The organism is Sphingopyxis sp. (assembly GCF_035565275.1).
Lineage (GTDB): Bacteria > Pseudomonadota > Alphaproteobacteria > Sphingomonadales > Sphingomonadaceae > Sphingopyxis.
On the sequence record NZ_DATMST010000302.1, the window covers coordinates 1 to 22,093 of the forward strand.

Genomic DNA, 22,093 nt, shown 5'->3' on the forward strand with positions numbered 1-22,093 from the left:
GGGCACGGCATTGGTCACCGGGGGCAGCGGTTATATCGCGGGCTTCCTGATCCGGCAGCTGATCGACAATGGCTGGACCGTCCACACGACCGTCCGCAGCCTGAAACGCGAGGCTGAGGTTCGCGACTGGCTGAACCTCGACAACGACAAGCTCCGCTTCTTCGCCGCCGATCTCGAAAACGACGCCGGCTGGGCCGAGGCGATGGCGGGGTGCAGCCATGTCGCGCATGTTGCGTCGCCCTTTCCGCTCGACGTGCCGAAGCACGCCGACGAGTTGGTCGTCCCGGCGCGCGAGGGGGCATTGCGTGCGTTACGCTTCGCCAAGGCGGCGGGGATCAAGCGGTTCGTCCTGACCTCGTCGATGGCGGCGATCGCTTATGGCCATAGCAAGGGCCGCGAGCTCTACAACGAGGCCGACTGGACCAATCTCGATAACCCCGAGGTCATGCCCTATCCGCGCTCGAAGACCGTCGCCGAGCGTGCGGCGCGCGACTGGGCGAGGGCGGAGGGCGGCGGCATGGAGTTCGCTTCGGTGAACCCTGCCGCGGTGTTCGGGCCGTTGCTGTCGGACGACCTCTCGACCTCGATCGAGCTGGTGAAACAATTGCTCGAGGGCAAGGTGCCGATGTGCCCCGATATCGGTTTTGGCATCATCGACGTGCGCGATGTCGCTGACCTGCATTATCGTGCGTTGACGACGCTTGGCATTCGCGACGAACGCTATGTCTGCTCGGGGCCGTTCCTTAAGATGATCGAGGTTGCGAATATCCTGACCGCGAACCTTGGCGACAAGGCGACGAGGGTCCCGAAGAAGAAGATGCCCGACTGGCTGCTCAAGCTGTTTGCGCTGGTGCGGCCCGAACTCAAGCAGCTTGTCGCCGAGCTTGGCAATGTTCGCGGGGGCGACAGCAGTCATGCGATGCAGACGCTCGGTTGGACAACGCGCGCGCCCGAGGACGCGATCCTCGCGACCGCGCACAGTCTGATCGAGCGGGGAATTGTGAAGGTCTAGTTCCCCTCCCGCCAGCGGGAGGGGAGAAAGCCGTCAGGCAATGGTCGGGACAATCCCGCCTTCGGCCCGGATCGCGGCGCCGTTGGTGACCGCAGCGAGCGGGCTTGCAAGATATGTGACCATCGCGCCGATCTCGTCGGCCTCGATCAGGCGGCGGATCAGCGACAGCGGACGAAGCTCCTCGAAAAATGCCTTTTCGCGCTCGGCTTCGGATGCGTCGGGGTTTGATACGACCGATCGGATGAAGTCGGTGATGCCCTCCGAGCGCGTCGGCCCCGGCAGCACGCTGTTGACGGTGACGCCGGTACCCTTGGTCTGTTCGGCCAGCCCGCGTGCGATGGTCAGCTGTGCGGTCTTGGTCATGCCGTAATGGATCATCTCGGCGGGCGGCAGCAGGCCGCTCTCGCTCGCGATGAAGATCACGCGGCCCCAGTTCTTTTCGAGCATCTTCGGGAAATAATGACGCGAGAGCCGTGCGCCGCTGACAACATTGACCTCGAAGATATTGTGCCAGTCGGCATCGCTGATTTCGGTGAAGGGTTTGGCTTCGTAGATGCCGAGGTTGTTGACGAGGATATCGACGGCGGGAACAGCGGTAATGAGGGCGTCGGCACCTTCCGCGGTCGCGGGATCGGCGAGGACGGCGCGAATCGTGCCAGACTGCGCCAGTTCGGCGGCCGCCTCGTCAAGCTTCTGCCGGTTGCGTCCGGTGACGACGACGTTGACGCCCTCTTCAGCGAGGCGTTTGGCGATCGCGAAGCCAATGCCGGCGGTCGATCCGGTGACGAGAGCGGTCTTGCCTTTGAGTTTCAGGTCCATGAGGTGATGTCCTTCCTTGGTGGAGATTTGATGCAGCCAAGATAGCGCCGTCCATCATTGTTGATTAGAATGCGCTTCATCATTTCAGTGGTGATTCAAAATCAGGAATGGTGATGGACAATCGGTTCGGCGATATGGAAACCTTTCTGGCGGTGGCCAACGGCGGCAGCCTCGCATCCGCGGCAAAGGCATTGCGGCTGACACCTTCGGCCGTCAGCCGTAGCATCGCGCGGCTCGAGCAACGTCTCGGCGTTACGCTGATGCGCCGGACGACGCGTTCGCTGGCGCTGACAGCCCAGGGGATCGCTTATCGCGACCGGATGAGCGTGCTGCTCGCCGATATCCATTCCGTCGAAGCGGGGCTGGGGCAGGAACAGCAGGGGCCGCGCGGGCTTCTCCGTATCAACGCCTCGCCGTCGATCGGTACGATGGGCCTATTGCCGATCCTGCCGCGCTTCACCGCGCGCTATCCTGATATCACGGTCGATCTGACGTTATCAGATGCGATCGTTGATCTCGTCGAGGAGCGCGCCGATATCGCGATCCGCATTGGTCCGCTACGCGACACGCGGCTCCGCGCGAAAAAGCTTGGCCACAGCCGCATGGTACTCGTCGCCAGCCCGGATTATCTCGCGCGCCGCGGCACGCCGCAAACGCCCGACGATCTCGACGCGCACGACTGCCTGCGGTTCAGCTTCCGCCGTTCGGTCGACAGCTGGCCCTTTCGCATCGGCGGAAAGATCGCACAGCGCCCCGTGCACGGCAGCTTCTTTGGCAATTCGGGTGAGGTCGTGCGCCAGATGGCGGTCGCGGGCGGCGGCATAGCGCGGCATGGGCGCTTTCACGTGGCACAGGACCTCGCGGCGGGTCGGCTGATCGAGGTGCTGCCTGATCATAACCCCGGTGACGGCGAGGATATTCACGCACTCTACGCGCCCGAAGATCGCGCCGCGGCGCGTATCCGGGCCTTTCTCGACTTTCTTGATGAGGCGCTGGTGATCGAAACCTAGCCGATGCGGTACGGCACGACGTCGCGCCGGTCGGGATCGACGAGGATCGGACGGTCGCTTGGCGGGAAGGCGCGCTGGTCGCAATCGTCGCGCGGGCAGATGCGGCACGACAGTCCGATCCGCGTCGCGGCTTGCGGTGCTGCGACATCGACCCCGTCGGCATAGACGAAGTCTGCGGCATATTGCGCCTCGCACCCGAGCGCGACGGCGTATCGGCGCGGGCTGCGTTCATAGCTGCCCGATGGTTTTACCAGCCCCTTCGCCATCGACACATAGCGCAGGCCGTCCGGAGTTTCAGCGAGCTGGAACAGGATGCGGTCGGGGATCGCCGCCGCTTCGTGGACGATCCACAGCGGACAGGCGCCACCGAAACGCGCGAACTGCAGCCGCGTCGCCGAGTGCCGCTTGGTGATATTGCCCGCCATGTCGACGCGGCAGAAGAACATCGGGATGCCGCGCGCGCCGGGGCGCTGGAGAGTCGAGAGACGATGGCAAGCCTGTTCGAAGCTGACGCCATATGCAAGACGCAGCCGGTCGATATCGTGCCGCACCGCCCGTGCGCTGGCGCGAAAGGGGGCGTAGGGCATGAGCACAGCGCCCGCAGCATAGTTGGCGAGGCCGACGTGAAGAAGCTGGCGGGCGGCAGCCGTGCGCAGCGGCGAAGCCTCTACCACTGCCGCAATCTCGTTCGCGAGCGCGAGTGCCGCCAATTGATGCGCGAGCTGGAAGCGCCGGCTCTCGGCTGGCTGCGACGGGTCGATCACCAGATGGCGCATCGTGGCGTCGAAATCGCGCAGCGTCCGGGTCTGTTGATAGACGATCGAAATGCCGAGCGCATCGCGCAGCCGCCGTTCGATCGTCTCGATCGCGGGCGAAGGATTCTTGCCGCGCAACTGTCCTGCCAGCGTCTCGGCCGCGCGGTCGATGCTGTCGACATAATTGCCCGCGTCGTGGAACCAGTCGCGCACCTCTTCCCACGGCAGGCGGCTGCCTTCGGCAGTGCCGCCGGTCAGTGCCTCGTCGATGATCTGCAACCGCTGACCCGCGCGGCGATAGGCGGCGTGAAGCGCCACGAACTGGTCGGCGAGTTGTGGCTGCTGGAGCGCCGCGCGTTCGAGCTGCTCCGGGGGCAGGGGAGAAGCGGTGAAGAGCGGATCGGCTGCCGCTTCGCGAAGCGCGGCGGCGCGGCGGTCACCGGCATCGGCCGCCACCTCTTCCCATTCGAGCGGGAACAGCTTTTGCAGGCGATCGAGCAGCGCCGGCGTGAGGGGGCGGTCGTCATGTTCGATCTGGCTGAGATAGGAGGCCGAAATGCCGAGCTGCGCGGCGAAGTCCGACTGGCGGATGACGCGCGATTCCCGAAGTTGGCGAAGTTGTCGCCCAGCGTAGAGGCGGGTCGGAAGCATCGGGCGCCAGGATACTTTGCAAAGTTCGACTTTGCAACTTTGCAAATTCGCATTTGCATCGCCGCCCGCGCGAGGGCAGACGGCGCATTCGACCTATCCGGAGAGCTGTATGTCCGCCAATATCGCCGAAATGGAACGCCGCCGCGCCGCCGCCGCTCTCGGAGGCGGGCAGAAGCGCATCGATGCGCAGCATGCCAAGGGCAAGCTCACCGCGCGCGAACGGCTCGACGTCCTGCTCGACCAGGATTCGTTCGAAGAACTCGACACCTATGTCGAACATGACTGCGTCGACTTCGGCATGCAGGACCAGAAGATCCCGGGCGACGGGGTCGTCACCGGATCGGGAACGATCAACGGCCGTCTCGTTTATGTTTTCAGCCAGGATTTTACGGTGTTCGGCGGTTCGCTGTCGAAGCGCCATGCCGAAAAAATCTGCAAGGTGATGGAAAAGGCGATGCTCGTCGGCGCGCCGGTGATCGGCCTCAATGACTCGGGAGGCGCGCGCATCCAGGAAGGGGTGGCGTCGCTTGGCGGCTACGCCGACGTGTTCCAGCGCAATGTGCTCGCATCAGGGGTCGTCCCGCAGATCAGCCTGATCATGGGGCCGTGCGCGGGCGGTGCGGTGTACAGCCCCGCAATGACCGACTTCATCTTCATGGTGAAGGATTCATCCTACATGTTCGTCACCGGCCCCGATGTCGTGAAGACGGTGACGAACGAGGTCGTGACGCAGGAAGAGCTGGGCGGGGCGATCACGCATACGACCAAAAGCTCGGTCGCCGACCTGGCGTTCGAAAACGACATCGAAACCCTGCTCGCGGCGCGCGATTTCTTCGACTACCTGCCCGAGAACAACCGCAGCGGTGTCCCGGTCCGCCCGACGAGCGATCCCTACGACCGTGCCGAGCCGAGCCTCGACACCCTGATCCCGCCGAACGCGAACCAGCCGTACGACATGCACGAGCTGATCCGGAAGACCGTCGACGAGGGCGATTTCTTCGAGGTGCAGCCGGCGCATGCCGCAAACATCATCTGCGGCTTCGGACGTATCGAGGGGCGGACGATCGGCATCGTCGCGAACCAGCCGCTCGTGCTCGCGGGCGTGCTCGACATCAATTCGTCGAAAAAGGCGGCGCGCTTCGTCCGCTTCTGCGACGCGTTCGAAATCCCGATCATCACCTTCGTCGACGTCCCCGGCTTCCTGCCCGGCACCGCGCAGGAATATAACGGCATCATCAAACATGGCGCGAAATTGCTCTTCGCCTATGCCGAGGCGACGGTCCCCAAGATCACGGTGATCACACGCAAGGCCTATGGCGGCGCGTATGACGTGATGGCGTCGAAGCATCTGCGCGGCGATCTGAACTATGCCTGGCCGACCGCGGAGATCGCTGTGATGGGCGCGAAGGGCGCGGTCGAGATCATCTTCCGCAGCGACATCGGCGACCCCGAAAAGATCGCGCAGCGCACGAGGGAGTATGAGGACCGCTTCGCAAATCCCTTCGTGGCGGCGTCACGCGGCTATATCGACGAGGTCATCCACCCGCACAGTACCCGCAAGCGGATCGCGCTGGGACTGCGCAAGCTGCGCAACAAGCAGCTCGAAAACCCGTGGAAAAAGCACGACAATATTCCGCTCTAGGCTGTGACGGCAGGCACAACATTTTGGCGATGCAAATGTCAGTAATGACCTGCGGCCCTGCCGTCTTCGAAGTCAATGATGAGGTTTGAAAATGCTTGATTCTCTCCTGCTCCTTTCCGCCGCGATGATGTCGACCGTCCCGAGCGGGCCGGCGGCCGCGGACATGGCTTTACCCGTTCAGCTCGGCGATGCGGTGCATCCGGATCTGGACGAAGCCTTTAACGCCGCTTTCCGGCTTGGGGCGACGCCAACCGAGGCCGGGGAAGCGGTCCAGGCGGTCGATGGCGAGGTCTATTATTTCAAGCCCGTCGCCATCCATGCAATCGGCAACGACATCTGGGCCTTGCTGAGTACGGGTCATCAGGATGAGGCAGGGCACGTCAGCTCCGGCGTCAACGCGATCCATTATCTGCGCGATACCGAGGGCGGCTGGCAGCTAAAGGGCGAATGGTTCGGAAATGGCGCGGCCGGAACGTTCGGCAACGGCGCGACGGCGTGGGGTTTTACCCACGCGCTCGGAAAGAATCCTTATCTCGTCACTTCGGGTGGAGGCGTATGGCAAGGCTGCGCGGTCGGTTCGGCGGTGGTTACCGAACTGGCGCCCGACGGTCCCGTTGACAGGGGCAGCTTCACCGACGGCATGAGCTCGGGGGCAGGCGTCGGCCAGAAAGAACAGGAATATGAAGGAAAGATCATTTCCGCAGTTCCTGACAAGAGCTTCACCGTCTCCTACACCGGCACGCGCGCGATCCGGCAGGATTATGTCCTGAAGAACGGCAGATATGAACTGGTCGGCAAGGACCGGATTCCGGGATGTTAAGGCGGGTCCAAGGATAGAAAATGGCGAAATATAACGCATTGATCGAATGGGAAGCGTCGTCCACCGACGATGTTCCGGGAGGCAAATACGGCCGCGGGCATCGCTGGACGTTCGACGAGAATGTGAGTGTTCCGGCTTCGTCGTCGAAGCATGTCGTGCCGCTGCCATGGTCGGTAGAGGCGGCGGTCGATCCCGAAGAGGCACTGGTTGCATCTGCGTCCAGCTGCCACATGCTGACCTTTCTCTATCTGGCCGCAAAGTCGGGATATGCGGTGCAGTCCTATCGCGACGCGGCGGTCGGCACGATGGCGAAGGGCGAGGACGGGCGCATCCAGATCACGCGCGTCGACCTTTCACCCGATATTATATGGCAAGGCGCTGCGCCCGACGCCGCGACGCTCGCGCAGCTGCACCATGATGCGCACGATCAATGCTTTATCGCCAACAGCGTCAAATTTCCGATCGAGGTGATCCAGTGAAACTCGGCCGTCTCAATCATATCGGCGTCGCGACGCCGTCCATCGCCGACAGCATCGTTTTTTACCGCGACGTCATGGGCGCGACGCATATCCACGAGCCGTTCGATCTTCCCGAACAGGGGGTGAAGGTGTGTTTTGTCGATACGCCGGGTGCGGATGGCATGCCGAACGGGACGCAGATCGAACTGGTCGAGCCATTGCCGGGCAATGCGTCGATCGCCGGATTCCTGCAAAAGAACCCCGCGGGGGGGCAGCACCACATGTGCTATGAAGTGCCGGATATCCACGCCGCCAAGGCGGAGTTCGAGGGGATGGGCAAACGGGTGCTCGGCGAACCGCGGATCGGGGCGCACGGGACGCTGATTTTCTTCCTCCACCCCAAGGACATGGGCGGGGTGCTGACCGAGATTATGGAGACGCCGAAGGGCGATCATTGAATTGCGTACCCCGGCCAAAGCCGGGGGCCACGACTTCCGGACCCCGGCTTTCGCCGGGGAGCACGAAACGAGACTGCATATGACCGACAAGCCGACCATCGACCAATGGGCCGCCGCCGCCGACAAGGAAGTGAAGGGCAAGGACCTCATCTGGGCGACGCCCGAGGGGATCGACGTCAAGCCGCTCTATACGGCCGAGGACGTCCAGACCGATCCCGGTCTGCCCGGTTTCGCACCCTTCACGCGCGGCGTGCGTGCGTCGATGTATGCCGGCCGCCCGTGGACGATCCGGCAATATGCAGGCTTCTCGACCGCCGAGGAATCGAACGCCTTCTATCGCCGCAACCTCGCCGCGGGGCAGAAGGGTCTGTCGGTCGCCTTCGACCTTGCGACGCACCGCGGTTATGACAGCGACCATCCGCGCGTCGTCGGCGACGTCGGCAAGGCGGGGGTCGCGATCGACAGCGTCGAGGATATGAAGATCCTCTTCGACGGCATCCCGCTCGACCAGATGTCGGTGTCGATGACGATGAACGGTGCGGTGATCCCCATACTCGCCTTCTTCATCGTTGCGGGCGAGGAGCAGGGGGTCGAGCGCAAGCTGCTCGACGGGACCATCCAGAACGACATCCTCAAGGAGTTCATGGTCCGCAACACCTATATCTACCCGCCCGAACCGAGCATGCGGATCATCTCGGACATCTTCGGCTACACCAGCCGCGAGATGCCGAAGTTCAACAGCATCTCGATCAGCGGCTATCATATGCAGGAAGCCGGCGCGACGCAGGTGCAGGAGCTCGCCTTCACGATTGCCGACGGCGCCGAATATGTGCGCTATGGTGTCGCTTCCGGCCTCGACATCGACAAGTTTGCGGGTCGCCTCAGCTTCTTCTTCGCGATCGGCATGAATTTCTTCATGGAGATCGCGAAACTCCGCGCCGCGCGCGTGCTGTGGCACCGCGTCATGACCAATCTCGGTGCGAAGGACGAGCGGTCGAAGATGCTGCGCACCCACTGCCAGACCTCGGGCGTCTCGCTGACCGAGCAGGACCCCTACAACAACGTCATGCGCACGACGATCGAGGCGATGGCGGCGATGCTGGGCGGCACCCAGTCGCTCCACACCAATGCACTCGACGAAGCGATCGCGCTGCCGACCGATTTCTCGGCCCGCATTGCGCGCAACACGCAGATCGTCATTCAGGAAGAGACCGGGATGACCAAGGTGGTCGATCCCCTCGGCGGTTCCTATTATGTCGAGGCGCTGACGCAGGAACTGGTCAACAAGGCGTGGGAGATCATCGAGCGGGTGGAGAAGGAAGGCGGGATGGCCAAGGCCGTCGCAGCCGGCTGGCCCAAGGCGATGATCGAAACCGCCGCCGCGGCGCGGCAGGCGCGCGTCGATCGCGGCGACGATGTGATCGTCGGGGTGAACAAATATCGCCTGAAAGACGAAGATTTGCTCGAAACGCTCGAGGTCGACAATAGCAAGGTGCGCGAGGCGCAGGTGGCGCGCATCAACCGCGTCAAGGCGAGCCGCGACGAGGCGGCGTGCGAGGCGGCGCTGCAAGCGCTGCGCGACGGCGCGGCGGGCGAACAGTCGATCGAAAACAACCTGCTCGCGCTCGCGGTCGATGCCGCCCGCGCGCGCGCGACGCTCGGCGAAATCTCGTCGGCGATGGAAGAAAGCTTCGACCGCTACGGCACCCAGCCGACGCCGGTGAAGGGCGTTTATGCCGCCCCCTATGAGGGCGACAGCCGCTGGCAGCAGGTGCTCGACGGGGTGAAGGCGGTCGAGCGCCGCATGGGCCGGAAACCGAAACTGCTCGTCGCCAAGATGGGGCAGGACGGGCATGACCGCGGCGCCAACGTCATCGCCTCGGCATTCGGCGACATGGGTTTCGACGTCGTGTCGGGGCCGCTGTTCCAGACCCCCGACGAGACCGTTGTGCTGGCACTCGACAGCGGCGTCGACGTCGTCGGCGCGTCGAGCCTTGCCGCGGGGCACAAGACGCTGATCCCCGAACTGATCGGCAAGCTCAGGGAAGCCGGGCGCGGCGACATCAAGGTGATCGCGGGCGGGGTGATCCCGCCGCAGGATTATCAATATCTGCGCGACGCGGGGGTGCAGGGCATCTATGGCCCGGGCTCCAACGTGGTCGAATGCGCCGCCGACGTGCTGCGCCTGCTCGGCCATAATATGCCGCCGCTGGAGGATGCCGCATGAGCGAGATGAAGCCCGAAACCCTGTCGGTCCACGCCGGAACCGAACCCGATCCGACGACCAGGGCGCGGATCACGCCGATCTATCAGACCGCGTCCTATGTATTCGACGATGTCGATCATGCCGCGCGCCTGTTCAACCTGCAGGAATTCGGGAACATCTATACCCGGATCATGAACCCCACCAACGGCGCGCTCGAAGGCAAGATCGCGGCGCTCGAAGGCGGGCAGGCGGCACTCGCGGTGGCGTCGGGGCACGCCGCCCAGTTCCTCGCCTTTCACACGCTGATGGAGCCGGGATGCGAGATCGTCGCGGCGCGCAAGCTCTATGGCGGGTCGCTCAACCAGCTCGGGCAGAGCTTTCGCAAGATGGCGTGGACCACACAGTTCGTCGATGCCGACGATGCCGGCAATATCGCCGACGCGATCAACGAGAACACCCGCGCGGTGTTCATCGAAAGCCTCGCCAATCCGGGCGGCGTGGTGCAGGACATCGAAGCGATCGCCAAGGTCGCGCATGACGCCGGGGTGCCGCTGATCGTCGACAATACGATGGCGACGCCGATCCTCTGCCGCCCGATCGAATATGGCGCCGACATCGTCGTCCATTCGACGACCAAGTTCCTCAACGGTCATGGCAATGCCATCGGCGGGGTGATCGTCGATGCGGGCAGCTTCGACTGGGCGAAGGGCGGCAAATATCCGACGCTGAGCGAGCCCAATGCGTCCTACCACGGCCTCAAATTCACCGAGGCGTTCGGCAATCTCGCCTTCATCCTCGCCGCGCGCACGCTCGGGCTGCGCGATCTCGGCCCCGCGCTCGCGCCGATGAACGCCTTCCTTGCGCTGACCGGCATGGAAACGCTCGCGCTCCGCATGGAGCGGCATTGCAGCAACGCGATCGAGCTTGCCGGATGGCTGCAGGCGCATCCCCGGGTCAGCTGGGTTTCCTATGCCGGGCTGCCCGACAATCCGTACCACGAACTGGCGCACAAATATCTTGGCGGCCGCGCGGGATCGGTTTTCACCTTCGGGCTCAAGGGTGGCTACGACGCCGGGATCAAGCTCGTCTCGTCGGTCAAATTGTTCAGCCACCTGGCCAATCTTGGCGATACGCGTTCGCTGATCATCCACCCCGCCTCGACGACGCACAGCCAGCTTTCCGAAGAGGAGCTGCTGTTGTCGGGCGCCGGCCCCGATGTCGTGCGCGTGTCGGTGGGGATCGAGCATATCGACGACATCATCGCCGACCTCGCGCAGGCGCTGGAGGCGGCGGGATGACTTCGCGCCTTTCGAATTCTTCCATACGACGGCGCCAGAGCGCTTTTTGCAAATAACATCAAAGGGTCGATCCATATGAACCTCTCCCAGACCGCAGACCAGGGCGAACTGACGCGCAACGACTGGACCCGCGATGAAATCGCCGAACTGTTCGATCTGCCGTTCGACGAACTGATGTGGGAAGCGCAGGGCATCCATCGCCGCCACCACGCGCGCGGCGAAGTGCAGCTTTGCACGCTGCTCAGCATCAAGACCGGCGGCTGCGCCGAGGATTGCGGATATTGCTCGCAAAGCGCTCATGCCGAAACCGGGCTGAAGGCCACCAAGCTGATGGATGTGCGCGCCGTGCTGCAAGCCGCCGCCGAGGCGAAGGACGCGGGCTCGCAGCGGTTCTGCATGGGCGCCGCGTGGCGCAACCCCAAGGAACGCGACATGCCCGCGATCGTCGAGATGATCGAGGGCGTCCGCCAGATGGGCATGGAGACCTGCATGACGCTCGGCATGCTCAGCAAGGAACAGGCGCAGACGCTCGCGGTCGCGGGGCTCGACTATTACAACCACAACATCGACACGAGCCCCGAGCATTACGGGAATGTCATATCGACGCGCACCTTTCAGGACCGGCTCGATACGCTGGAGGAAGTGCGCAGCGCGGGCATCAACGTCTGCTCGGGCGGCATCGTCGGAATGGGCGAGACGCGGTCCGACCGCGTCGGCTTCATCCACGCGCTCGCGACCTTGCCGCGCCATCCCGAAAGCGTGCCCGTCAACGCGCTGATCCCGATCAAGGGCACCGTGCTCGGCGACATGCTGGCCGACACACCGCTGGCGCAGATCGACGAGATCGAATTCGTCCGCACCGTCGCGGTCGCGCGCATCACCATGCCGATGAGCATGGTCCGCCTGTCGGCGGGCCGCGAAAGCATGTCCGAGGCGACACAGGCGCTCTGCTTCATGGCGGGCGCGAACAGCATCTTCACCGGCGACAAGCTGCTGACCACGGGCAACCGCGGCGACAGCGCCGATGCCGCGCTGTTCGCGAAGCTGGGGCTGCGGCCGATGGTCGCCGAAGAGCCGATGCGGATGGAAGCGGCGGAGTGAACATCCGCAAGGTCGCCATCGGATTTGCCCTGCTGTCCACCCTCTACTGGATGGTGGTGCAAGGCATCTGGAGCTACGCCCTCGACGGTCCGGGCGCGGCGCCGATGTGGCAGCGATGGCTGTTCGGTGCGGGTCCGCCGATGATCTATGCGGTGCTGTGCCTGACCTTCTGCCACCGGCTGGCACGCGCCATGGGTCTGGCGGCGCGCCGGGACATGTTCGGATGACCCGTAAACCGCTTCGCGCCGTCCTGACGTCGATCCTGCTGCTTCCCGCCTCCTGCGCGTTCGGCGTGACGGCAAACCGGATGCAGGGCGTGCGGCTGGGCACGTCGGCGGGCGAGGGCGGGCCGCTCTGGATGGAAAATATGCTCTGGGTCGCAGCGCTCGCGCTGATGCTGGTGTGGGCACACCGGATCAAGCGCCTTTATCGAACCGAAGCCGGCGAGCCGGCCCCCAAGGAGATCATCGAATGATTATTGCCTCGCTGCTGCTGCTGTCCGCGGCCTCCGCCGAACCCGCGATCGATTGCGACAATGCGATGGCGCAGTTCGAACTCAACGCCTGCGCGTACAAGGAATTCGAGCGCGCCGATGCCGCGATGAACGCGCAGTGGAAGATCACGTCGGCGCGGATGAAGGAAATCGACAAGGATTTCGACCGCACGCAGGACAATCGTCCGGGCTATTTCGACACGCTCCTCGCCGCGCAGCGCGCCTGGCTGACCTATCGCGACAAGCATTGCGCCGGCGAAGGCTACACGATGCGCGGCGGTTCGGCCGAGCCGATGATGATCAGCGGTTGCCAGACCCAGCTCACCGAAGCCCGCACCAAACAGCTCAAAGATCTGATCGAGGAATATTGAGGGTCATGTTCAAGAAAATCCTGATCGCCAACCGCGGCGAAATCGCCTGCCGCGTCATCAAGACCGCGCGGCGCATGGGCATTGCGACCGTCGCTGTCTATTCGGACGCCGACGCGCGCGCGCCCTTCGTACAGATGGCGGATGAAGCCGTGCATATCGGGCCGTCGCCCGCATCCGAATCCTATCTGATCGCCGACAGGATCATTGCCGCGTGCAAGGCGACCGGAGCCGAGGCGGTGCATCCGGGCTATGGCTTCCTGTCCGAGCGCACGAGCTTCGCCGAGGCGCTCGCGAAGGAAAATATCGCCTTCATCGGCCCGCCGGTGAACGCGATTGCCGCGATGGGCGACAAGATCGAGTCAAAGAAGCTCGCGAAGGAAGCGGGGGTCAACGTCGTCCCCGGTTTCGTCGGCGAAATCCGCGACACCGAACATGCGGTCGAGATCTCGAACGAGATCGGCTATCCGGTCATGATGAAGGCGTCGGCCGGCGGCGGCGGCAAGGGCATGCGCCTTGCCTATGACGAAAAGGACGTCCGCGAAGGCTTCGAGGCGACGAAACGCGAAGGGCTCAACAGCTTCGGCGACGACCGCGTCTTCATCGAGAAATTCATCCTCAATCCGCGCCACATCGAAATCCAGATCCTCGGCGACCAGCACGGCAATGTGCTGTACCTCAACGAGCGCGAATGCAGCATCCAGCGCCGTCACCAGAAGGTGGTCGAGGAAGCGCCGTCGCCGTTCGTCACCGAAAAGATGCGCAAGGCAATGGGCGAACAGTGCGTCGCGCTGTCGAAGGCCGTCGGCTATTATAGCGCGGGCACCGTCGAGCTGATCGTGTCGGGCGCCGACCCGACGGGCGAGAGCTTCTACTTTCTCGAAATGAACACGCGGCTGCAGGTCGAGCATCCGGTGACCGAGGCGATCACCGGCATCGATCTGGTCGAGCAGATGATCCGCGTCGCGGCGGGCGAGAAGCTCGAGATGGCTCAGGACGATATCAAGATCGACGGCTGGGCGATCGAGAATCGCGTCTATGCCGAAGACCCCTACCGCGGCTTCCTGCCTTCGACGGGGCGGCTCGTCCGCTACCGCACCCCCGTTCCGGCGTGGGAAGGCGACGAGCGCGGCGTCGACGGCGTGCGCGTCGATGCGGGGGTCGAGGAGGGCGGCGAGGTGTCGATCTTCTACGACCCGATGATCGCCAAGCTGGTGACGTGGGGCGAAACGCGCGACGAAGCCGCCGATTTGCAGATCGCGGCGCTCGACCGCTTCGAACTCGAAGGGCTCGGACACAACATCGATTTCGTCTCGGCGATCATGCAGCATCCGCGCTTCCGTTCGGGCGAACTGACGACGGGTTTCATCGCCGAGGAATATCCCGAGGGCTTCCACGGCGCGCCGACCGATCCGAAGATTTTGCGCGCGCTCGCGGCGATCGCGGGCTTCATGGCGAGCGCCGAAGCCGATCGCGCGCGCCGCACCGACGGCCAGCTTGGCGACCGGCTCGAACCGCCGGCGAAATGGCAAGTGTCGATCGACGGCGCCCCGCACAAGGTCAAGATCGGCGAAAAGCATATCAAGGTCGAAGGCGACCGGATCGACATCGCGCTGGAATATACACCGGGCGACCGGCTGGTCATCGCCGGGATCGACGAGACCGAACTTGCGGTGAAGGTTGCGAAGACGCGCACCGGCTGGAAAATGACGACGCGCGGGCATATCCACGACGTGCGCGTTCTGCCCTGGCATGTCGCGCCGCTTGCGTCGCACATGATCGAGAAGATCCCGCCCGATCTGTCGAAATTCCTCATCTGCCCGATGCCGGGTCTGCTCGTGACGCTGCACGTCGGCGAAGGCGACAAGGTCGAGGCGGGCCAGCCGCTCGCGACGGTCGAGGCGATGAAGATGGAGAATATCCTCCGCGCCGAGAAGTCGGGCACGGTGAAGACCGTCAATGCGGCGCAGGGCGACAGCCTGGCGGTCGACGCGGTCATCCTCGAGATGGAATGACGCCATGCACGTCAATCACGACCAGACGGCACCGGCGGCGGAGGCAATCGGTTTCGACGATTTCCTCCGCGTCGATATTCGCATCGGGACGATCGTCGAGGCCGAAACCTTTCCCGAGGCACGCAAACCCGCGTTCAGGCTGAAGATCGATTTTGGCCCCGCGATCGGCGTGAAGAAGAGCAGCGCGCAGATCGTCGACCGCTATGCGCTCGAAGAGTTGCCGGGGCGACAGGTCGCCGCGGTCGTCAACTTCCCGCCGCGCCAGATCGGCAAGTTCATGTCGGAGGTGTTGACGCTCGGCTTTGCGGACGAGGAGGGCGCGGTGATCCTGTTTGCGCCTGACCGTGCCGTGCCGAACGGCTCGCGGCTATTCTAGCGGAGCGCTGCGCATCCGCTACGGGGTGGAAAGCCGCCATTCGTCATCCCGGACTTGATCCGGGATCCATGGCCGCACCATCGTATGGATCCCGGATCAAGTCCGGGATGACGATGAGAGATAAGTCCGCAATCGGTCGTTAGCGGACGTCCGAAGAAGCCTACAACCGGACCATCCGCATGCCCGCTTCGCCATAGCGCGGGCCGCTCGTTCCGCCTTTCGGTGCGGCGGCGTCGATCGCGGCGAGGTCGTCGGCAGTGAGGGCGACCTCGGCGGCTGCCACGCTGTCTTCCATCGTCGCGCGGCGCTTGGTGCCGGGGATGGGGACGATGTCGTCGCCCTGCGCGAGCAGCCAGGCGAGTGCGACTTGCGCCTTCGACACAGCATGCTTGTCGGCGACCGCGCCGATCGCGTCGACGATCGCGAGGTTGGCGGGGAGATTCTCGTCCGAATAGCGCGGGTCGTTCCGGCGCCAGTCGCCCTCGGGCAGCTCGTCGCGGCTGCGCACCGCACCTGCGAGAAAGCCGCGGCCGAGCGGCGAATAGGGTACGAAGCCGATGCCGTTGTCGCGGCAGGCGCCGAGAATGTCGTCCTCGATGTCGCGTTCCCAGATCGAATATTCGCTCTGCAAGGCGGTGATCGGCGCGGCTTTCGCGGCGCGGCGGATCGTCTCGGCGCCGGCTTCGGACAGCGCGATGTGGCGGACCTTGCCCTCCTTCACCAGTTCCATCATTCCGCCGACGGTTTCCTCGATCGGCACCGACGGATCGACGCGGTGCTGGTAGAAGAGATCGATCGTGTCGATGCCGAGCCGCCGGAGCGAGCCTTCGCATGCGGCGCGGGCGTTGGCGGGCGAGCCGTCGACGCCGGTGATCTGCTTGCCTTCGAAGCGGAAGCCGAATTTGGTCGCGATGACGAGGCCGTCCCGCTTGCCCCGGATCGCCTCGCCGAGCAGTTCTTCATTCGAGAAGGGGCCATAGATTTGCGCGGTGTCGAAGAAGGTGACGCCAAGGTCGATCGCGCGGTGGATCGTGCGCGTCGATTCATCGAGATCGGCGGCCTCGCCATAAAGGATGTTGCCGCCCCTGATCATCGGCATGCAGCCGATGCCGATCGCGGAGACTTCGAGGCCGTGGCCGAGCTTGCGATATTTCACGGGGTTTCTCCTGCTGGTTCGTTTTCGACGCCGTCGGCGGCATATTTGGTCGCCGCGACGTCACCGATAACATTGCCGAGCGTCCGGAAGATGTCGGGGAAGGTCTCGACCGCGACGAGCAGCCCCAAAGGTGCGACGGGAACGCCCATCGAGATCGCGATCGGCGCGATCGAGGTCACGAAGCTGATCGAGCCGGGCAGGCTTACCGAGCTCAGTGCAGCGGCCAGCGCGACCGCGAGGCCGATCGCCATCTCCCAGGGGGTGAGCTCGACCCCGAACAGCCAGGCGACATAGACGACGACCGCGAGGTTCATCGCGGGGCTGGTGAAACGGAACAATGCGACCGCGAGCGGCAGGACGATGTCGGCCTTTTTCGGATCGACGCCGAGGTCGGCCGACGATTTGAGCATTGCGGGCAGGCTGGCGAGCGAGCTTTGCGTGCTGATCGCGACCGCGAAGGTCGGCACCATCGCGCGGACGAAGCGGGGCAGCGGTACCCCGACGACGAACACCGCAAGAGCGAGGCCGAGGATCATGGTGCAGACGCCGATCGCCGAGAGCATCAGCACATAGTGGACGAGACCGCCGAACGCCGCGACGCCCGCCTTGATCGCGAGCGCATAGCCCAGCGCGAAGACGCCGATCGGCGCGAGCGCGAGCACCCAGCCGATCACGACGAGCATCGCATCGCCCAGCGCCTTGAAAAAGCCCGACAGCGTTGCACGTTCCGCATTGCCGATGCGGCTGATCGCGAAAGCGAAGATGGTCGTGAAGACGATCAGTGGCAGGATCGATGTCTCGGCGGCTGCAGCAATCGGGTTGGTCGGGATGAGCCCAAGGACAAAATCGGTGAAAGTGGGTGACGGTACGGCTTCGGTCGAACCCCCGAGCCCATGGCGCAACCCTGTCGCGGCCGCGGCGGACATCGGGAAGGCGCGCAGCAAAAGCGGCAACACCAGCAAGGTCATCAGCCCGGCGAGCAGGTTTGCGCCGATGAAGATCGCAACCGCCCGGCCCGCCAGCTTGCCCGCCCGCGCGGCGTCGGCGGTGGCGGTGATGCCCGTTATGAGCAGGGCGACAATCAGCGGGATGATCGTCATCTTGAGTGCATTGAGCCAAAGCAGGCCAATCCATTCGATATAGGGCAGCGATGCCGTGCCCCACTCGACCGAGACCAGCTCGACGCCGATACCGAGCAGCATGCCGGCGACGAGCGCCGAAAGGATGAACCAGGCGGATTTCAAGGCGGATTCTCCCCGGCGTTTTTTCTGGCCTGCTTGCCAAGCAAAATTGGGTGACTTAGAGCACCTTCCGGAAAAGGTGGGAACCGGTTTTTGGGCCGGGAAGTGCTCCGCGGGGGCCATCCCGTGGACATCGGGGCAGGTCCTTGTCCGGCCCGATTAAGTAGCAGAGGTGCCATGCGCAAGTTTTTCGGGACGGACGGGATTCGCGGACTGACCAACCAGGTCCCGATGACGGCCGAGGTCGCGATGCGCGTCGGCATGGCGGCGGGCGCGCACTTCCTGCGCGGCGACCACAAGCACCGCGTCGTGATCGGCAAGGACACGCGGCTTTCGGGCTATATGCTGGAAAACGCGCTCGTCGCGGGCTTCACCAGCGTCGGCATGGACGTGGTGCAGGTGGGGCCGATGCCGACCCCGGCGATCGCGATGCTGACGCGGTCGATGCGCGCCGATCTGGGCGTCATGCTGTCGGCGAGCCATAATCCCTATCACGACAACGGTATCAAGCTGTTCGGCCCAGACGGATACAAGCTGTCCGACGAGGACGAGGCGCAGATCGAGCATCTGCTGACCGTTGAGCCGAAGCTGGCCGACGCCGCGCATATCGGCCGTGCGAAGCGGATCGACGACGCGCGCGGCCGTTACATCCACGCAGTGAAGCAGAGCCTGCCCGAATCGGTGCGGCTCGACGGTCTGCGCATCGTGCTCGATTGCGCGAACGGTGCAGCGTACAACAGCGCGCCGACGGTGTTCTGGGAACTGGGCGCCGACGTGATCGCGATCGGGGTCACGCCGAACGGCATCAATATCAACGACAAATGCGGATCGACCGCGCCCGCGCTGCTGCAGGAAACGGTGGTCGCGAGCGGCGCCGACATCGGCATCGCACTCGACGGCGATGCCGACCGGCTGATTGTCGTCGACGAAAAGGGCAGGGTGATCGACGGCGACCAGATCATGGGGCTGATCGGCGCCAGCTGGGCGCGGCAGGGTCGGCTGAAGGGCGGCGGCGTCGTCGCGACGGTGATGTCGAACCTCGGGCTCGAGCGCTTCCTCGAAGGCGAGGGGCTGCGGCTCGAACGCACCAAGGTCGGCGACCGCTATGTGCTCGAGCGCATGAAGGAAGGCGGGTTCAACGTCGGCGGCGAACAGTCGGGACACATGATCCTGTCGGACCATGCGACGACCGGCGACGGCACGCTCGCGGCGCTGCAGGTGCTTGCGGAACTCGTCGCGGCCGAAAAGCCTGCGAGCGACCTGCTGCACCAGTTCGATCCGGTGCCGCAGCTTTTGAAGAATGTCCGCTTTGCGGGAGGCAAACCGCTCGACAATGCCGACGTCAAGGCCGCGATCGCCGAAGGCGAGGCGACGCTGAACGGGCGCGGGCGCCTCGTGATCCGTCCGTCGGGCACCGAGCCGCTGATCCGCGTGATGGCCGAGGGCGACGATGCCGGACAGGTCGAACAGGTCGTCGACATGATCTGCGACGCGGTGCGTGCCGCGGCGGCGTAACCATCTGATTTTCGAAAAACTGAAAGAGATTTATCATGCTTGAAATGCGACCCGATTGCGAAAAATGCGGACGCAACCTGCCCGCCGACCTTCATGGCGCCTTCATTTGTTCGATGGAGTGCACCTTCTGCGCGAACTGTGCCGACAAGCTCGACGAACTCTGCCCCAATTGCGGCGGCGATTTGCTTGACCGGCCGCTTCGCGAAGGTGCGATACTGGCGAAATATCCTGCTTCGACGGAGCGAAAGCATAAGGGGTGACCGCACGCGTCCTGATTATCGCCGGATCCGATAGCGGCGGCGGCGCAGGCATCCAGGCCGACATCAAGGCGGTCACGATGCTCGGCGGCCATGCGATGACCGCGATCACCGCGATCACCGCGCAGAATACGCTGGGGGTGCAGGGCGTCCATCCGGTCCCGACCGCGATGGTGCTCGCACAGATCGACAGCGTTGCGTCGGACATCGGCGTCGATGCGATCAAGATCGGCATGATCGGCAGCGCCGAGACCGCAGCGGCAGTGGCCGAGCGATTGTCGCAGCCCGATCTGGCACAGGCCGCGCTGGTGTTCGATCCGGTGATGATCGCCACCAGCGGATCGGTGCTGGCCGATGACGCGACGATTGCGGCGTTCAAGGCACTTCTCGATCGCGCGATGGTCGCGACGCCGAACCTGCCTGAACTGGACGCGCTCGGCGGCGAGGAGGCGGTGCTCGCGCACGGCTGTTCGCTGCTGATCAAGGGCGGCCACGCCGAAGGCGAGACGGTGACCGACCGGCTGCTCGAAACCGGCGAGGGCGAGGTCGCGCGCTGGGAAGCGCCGCGTATCGACACGCCGCATAGCCATGGCACCGGCTGTACGCTGGCAAGTGCCATTGCGACCGGATTGGCGCAGGGCATGCCGCTCGAACCCGCGATCGCGCGCGCGCGCGATTTCGTGCGGCTGTCGCTGCACGATGCGCCGGGGCTGGGGCAGGGGCATGGCCCGATGGGGCAGCAATATGTGCGCAACGACGGGCTGTTCACCGGGCCGGCGCTCAACCAGATCACCTTGCCGGCGAGCGATTATGCGACCTCGGTCGCCTTCTACAAGCAAATGGGTCTGAAGCAGATCGTCGACAGTCCCGGCGCCGGAGGAATTGGGGGTTACGCGCGGTTCGAGGCTGCAAACGGCGTGACGCTGTCGATCCACGCCGGCGACGGCGCGGCGGGCGGGGCGACCACCTATCTGGAGAGCGGCGCGCTCGATGCATGGGTCGCCTATCTCGCGCGGCGCGGCGTGCGGTTCGAGCAGATGCCGAAGGACGAGGAATGGGGCTGGCGCGAGGCGCGGCTGACCGATCCTGCGGGCAATCGGCTGTGTCTATATCAGGCGGCCGAATATCGCCGCTATCCGCCGTGGCGCATATGATCGTCGGCGTGGATGAGGCGGGTCGCGGGCCGCTGGCGGGACCGGTGGTCGCGGCGGCGGTGCTGCTTTGCGAGGGCGGGATCGTCGGGCTCGACGATTCCAAAAAGCTGACGGCCAAGCGGCGCGGCGAGCTGGAGATCGAGATCAAGGCGCGTTGTCGCTGGGGCGTCGGCGAGGCGAGTGTCGAGGAAATCGATCGCATCAACATATTGCAGGCGACTTTCCTTGCGATGACGCGCGCGGTCGAGGCTCTGGGTTTCGATCCGCACGAGATACTCGTCGATGGCAACCGCCTGCCAAAATGGCGCTATTCCGCGCGCGCGATTATCGGCGGCGATGCACTGCACCCCTGTATTTCGGCGGCGAGCATCATCGCCAAGGAGCATCGCGACCGCTTCATGGTCGCGATGGCGCGCGATTTCCCCGGCTTTGGCTGGGAAACCAACATGGGCTATGGTACTGCGCAGCATCTTGCGGCGCTGCGTCAGCATGGTCCCACGCCGCACCATCGGACCAGCTTTGCCCCGGTCGCACAAATGCATCTGGTCTGACCGCCGAGCCTAAAAAGGGGAGCAGGCGATGAGCAGAGGGTTTTCAGCCGACGATGTCGGTACCCAGACAGGGCGTCGCTTCCTGGTCACCGGAGCCAACGCCGGGATCGGGTTCGAAACCGCAAAAATCCTCGCGGCACGCGGCGCCCATGTGATCCTCGCATGCCGCGACCAGAGCAGGGCCGAGGCAGCGATGAACCGCATCCGGGTCGATGTCCCGAAGGCCGACCTGTCGTTCCAGCCGCTCGATCTGGCCGACCTCGACCAGATCGGGGATGCCGCGAAATCGGTGCTGGCGGGTCCACGGATCGATGTGCTCGTCAATAACGCCGGGGTGATGATTCCGCCGAAAACGCTGACGAAACAGGGTTTCGAACTGCAATTCGGGGTCAATCACCTCGGGACCTTCGCCTTCACGGGGCTGGTCCATCCGCATGTCGACGACCGCATCGTCATCACCGGCAGCATCGCGCACAAGAGCGGAGCGATGGACTACAGCGACCTGTCGGCGTCGCGCAGCTATCACAACTGGCAGCGTTACCAGATGAGCAAGCTCGCCAATCTGCTCCATATGTTCGAACTCGACCGCCGGCTCGGTGCCGCGGGACGCGCGACGCAGGCGATCGGGTGCCATCCCGGGGTCGCGCTGACCGAACTGACCCGCCACCTGCCGATGCCGCTCCGCACGATGACCCCGCTCGCCGCGCCCTTCTTCAACAGCGCGGCGCAGGGGGCGT

General features: G+C 64.5%; 23 protein-coding genes. 19 read left to right on the top strand and 4 right to left on the bottom strand.

Annotated elements, in window-relative coordinates:
• On the top strand, positions 1-1,012 hold a 1,012-nt coding region (locus tag VN047_RS19910; RefSeq protein ID WP_325545774.1), incomplete at its 5' end, for an NAD-dependent epimerase/dehydratase family protein.
• Positions 1,013-1,045: 33 nt separating this feature from the next.
• Here VN047_RS19910 and VN047_RS19915 read toward each other — a convergent pair.
• On the bottom strand, positions 1,046-1,831 hold the full coding sequence (locus VN047_RS19915) for an SDR family oxidoreductase (RefSeq protein WP_325545776.1): 786 nt from the start codon (positions 1,829-1,831) through the stop codon (positions 1,046-1,048).
• A 113-nt stretch (positions 1,832-1,944) separates the two neighbouring features.
• On the opposite strand from VN047_RS19915, the gene VN047_RS19920 reads away from it, so the two are divergent.
• Positions 1,945-2,841 carry a LysR family transcriptional regulator gene (locus VN047_RS19920; RefSeq protein ID WP_325545778.1) on the top strand — a complete coding sequence of 299 codons (897 nt, stop codon included), beginning with the start codon at positions 1,945-1,947 and terminating at the stop codon, positions 2,839-2,841.
• Here VN047_RS19920 and VN047_RS19925 read toward each other — a convergent pair.
• Positions 2,838-4,247, bottom strand: a complete 1,410-nt coding sequence (locus VN047_RS19925; protein ID WP_325545780.1) for a helix-turn-helix domain-containing protein — start codon at positions 4,245-4,247, stop codon at positions 2,838-2,840. The genes VN047_RS19920 and VN047_RS19925 overlap by 4 nt on opposite strands.
• Positions 4,248-4,356: 109 nt before the next feature.
• Here VN047_RS19925 and VN047_RS19930 point away from each other — a divergent pair, with 109 nt between their 5' ends.
• The 12 genes from VN047_RS19930 (at position 4,357) to VN047_RS19985 (ending at position 15,482) form a co-directional block, all read left to right on the top strand.
• Positions 4,357-5,889, top strand: coding sequence for an acyl-CoA carboxylase subunit beta (locus VN047_RS19930; RefSeq protein WP_325545782.1), 1,533 nt, complete (start codon positions 4,357-4,359; stop codon positions 5,887-5,889).
• A gap of 91 nt (positions 5,890-5,980) precedes the next feature.
• A complete protein-coding gene (locus tag VN047_RS19935) occupies positions 5,981-6,709 on the top strand; it encodes a hypothetical protein (RefSeq protein ID WP_325545784.1) in 729 nt (242 codons plus the stop codon).
• Between the two features lie 20 nt (positions 6,710-6,729).
• Positions 6,730-7,188, top strand: a complete 459-nt coding sequence (locus VN047_RS19940) for an OsmC family protein (RefSeq protein ID WP_325545786.1) — start codon at positions 6,730-6,732, stop codon at positions 7,186-7,188.
• The gene (mce, locus tag VN047_RS19945) at positions 7,185-7,625 is read left to right on the top strand and encodes a methylmalonyl-CoA epimerase (RefSeq protein WP_325545788.1); all 441 of its coding nucleotides are present in this window, start codon (positions 7,185-7,187) and stop codon (positions 7,623-7,625) included. The genes VN047_RS19940 and mce overlap by 4 nt, the downstream gene beginning before the upstream one ends.
• A 79-nt stretch (positions 7,626-7,704) precedes the next feature.
• Positions 7,705-9,852, top strand: coding sequence for a methylmalonyl-CoA mutase (gene scpA / locus VN047_RS19950; protein WP_325545790.1), 2,148 nt, complete (start codon positions 7,705-7,707; stop codon positions 9,850-9,852).
• The gene (locus tag VN047_RS19955; protein ID WP_325545792.1) at positions 9,849-11,129 is read left to right on the top strand and encodes an O-acetylhomoserine aminocarboxypropyltransferase; all 1,281 of its coding nucleotides are present in this window, start codon (positions 9,849-9,851) and stop codon (positions 11,127-11,129) included. Before scpA ends, VN047_RS19955 begins: the two co-directional genes overlap by 4 nt.
• A gap of 75 nt (positions 11,130-11,204) precedes the next feature.
• Positions 11,205-12,230, top strand: a complete 1,026-nt coding sequence (bioB, locus tag VN047_RS19960; protein WP_325545794.1) for a biotin synthase BioB — start codon at positions 11,205-11,207, stop codon at positions 12,228-12,230.
• Positions 12,227-12,457 carry a hypothetical protein gene (locus tag VN047_RS19965; RefSeq protein ID WP_325545796.1) on the top strand — a complete coding sequence of 77 codons (231 nt, stop codon included), beginning with the start codon at positions 12,227-12,229 and terminating at the stop codon, positions 12,455-12,457. The genes bioB and VN047_RS19965 overlap by 4 nt, the downstream gene beginning before the upstream one ends.
• Entirely contained in the window at positions 12,454-12,705 is a 252-nt protein-coding gene (locus tag VN047_RS19970) for a hypothetical protein (protein WP_325545798.1), read from the top strand. The genes VN047_RS19965 and VN047_RS19970 overlap by 4 nt, the downstream gene beginning before the upstream one ends.
• The gene (locus VN047_RS19975) at positions 12,702-13,094 is read left to right on the top strand and encodes a lysozyme inhibitor LprI family protein (RefSeq protein ID WP_325545800.1); all 393 of its coding nucleotides are present in this window, start codon (positions 12,702-12,704) and stop codon (positions 13,092-13,094) included. Before VN047_RS19970 ends, VN047_RS19975 begins: the two co-directional genes overlap by 4 nt.
• A gap of 5 nt (positions 13,095-13,099) precedes the next feature.
• Entirely contained in the window at positions 13,100-15,106 is a 2,007-nt protein-coding gene (locus VN047_RS19980; protein WP_325545802.1) for an acetyl/propionyl/methylcrotonyl-CoA carboxylase subunit alpha, read from the top strand.
• Positions 15,107-15,110: 4 nt separating this feature from the next.
• On the top strand, positions 15,111-15,482 hold the full coding sequence (locus tag VN047_RS19985) for a tRNA-binding protein (protein WP_325545804.1): 372 nt from the start codon (positions 15,111-15,113) through the stop codon (positions 15,480-15,482).
• A 160-nt stretch (positions 15,483-15,642) separates the two neighbouring features.
• On the opposite strand, the gene VN047_RS19990 is transcribed toward VN047_RS19985, so the two are convergent.
• Together VN047_RS19990 and VN047_RS19995 are read right to left on the bottom strand one after the other, a co-directional pair.
• On the bottom strand, positions 15,643-16,638 hold the full coding sequence (locus tag VN047_RS19990) for an aldo/keto reductase (RefSeq protein WP_325545806.1): 996 nt from the start codon (positions 16,636-16,638) through the stop codon (positions 15,643-15,645).
• A complete protein-coding gene (locus VN047_RS19995) occupies positions 16,635-17,882 on the bottom strand; it encodes a dicarboxylate/amino acid:cation symporter (RefSeq protein ID WP_325545808.1) in 1,248 nt (415 codons plus the stop codon). The genes VN047_RS19990 and VN047_RS19995 overlap by 4 nt, the downstream gene beginning before the upstream one ends.
• A gap of 174 nt (positions 17,883-18,056) precedes the next feature.
• On the opposite strand from VN047_RS19995, the gene glmM reads away from it, so the two are divergent.
• From glmM to VN047_RS20020, 5 genes are all read left to right on the top strand, one after another.
• Entirely contained in the window at positions 18,057-19,394 is a 1,338-nt protein-coding gene (gene glmM / locus VN047_RS20000) for a phosphoglucosamine mutase (protein ID WP_325545810.1), read from the top strand.
• A 35-nt stretch (positions 19,395-19,429) separates the two neighbouring features.
• Positions 19,430-19,654, top strand: coding sequence for a DUF1272 domain-containing protein (locus tag VN047_RS20005; RefSeq protein ID WP_093511349.1), 225 nt, complete (start codon positions 19,430-19,432; stop codon positions 19,652-19,654).
• A complete protein-coding gene (gene thiD / locus VN047_RS20010) occupies positions 19,651-20,805 on the top strand; it encodes a bifunctional hydroxymethylpyrimidine kinase/phosphomethylpyrimidine kinase (RefSeq protein ID WP_325545812.1) in 1,155 nt (384 codons plus the stop codon). The genes VN047_RS20005 and thiD overlap by 4 nt, the downstream gene beginning before the upstream one ends.
• Positions 20,802-21,356 (top strand): ribonuclease HII, encoded by a 555-nt coding sequence (locus tag VN047_RS20015; RefSeq protein ID WP_325545814.1) that lies wholly within the window; start codon positions 20,802-20,804, stop codon positions 21,354-21,356. The genes thiD and VN047_RS20015 overlap by 4 nt, the downstream gene beginning before the upstream one ends.
• Positions 21,357-21,384: 28 nt before the next feature.
• A partial coding sequence (locus VN047_RS20020; protein WP_325545816.1) for an SDR family NAD(P)-dependent oxidoreductase occupies positions 21,385-22,093 on the top strand: 709 nt, incomplete at its 3' end.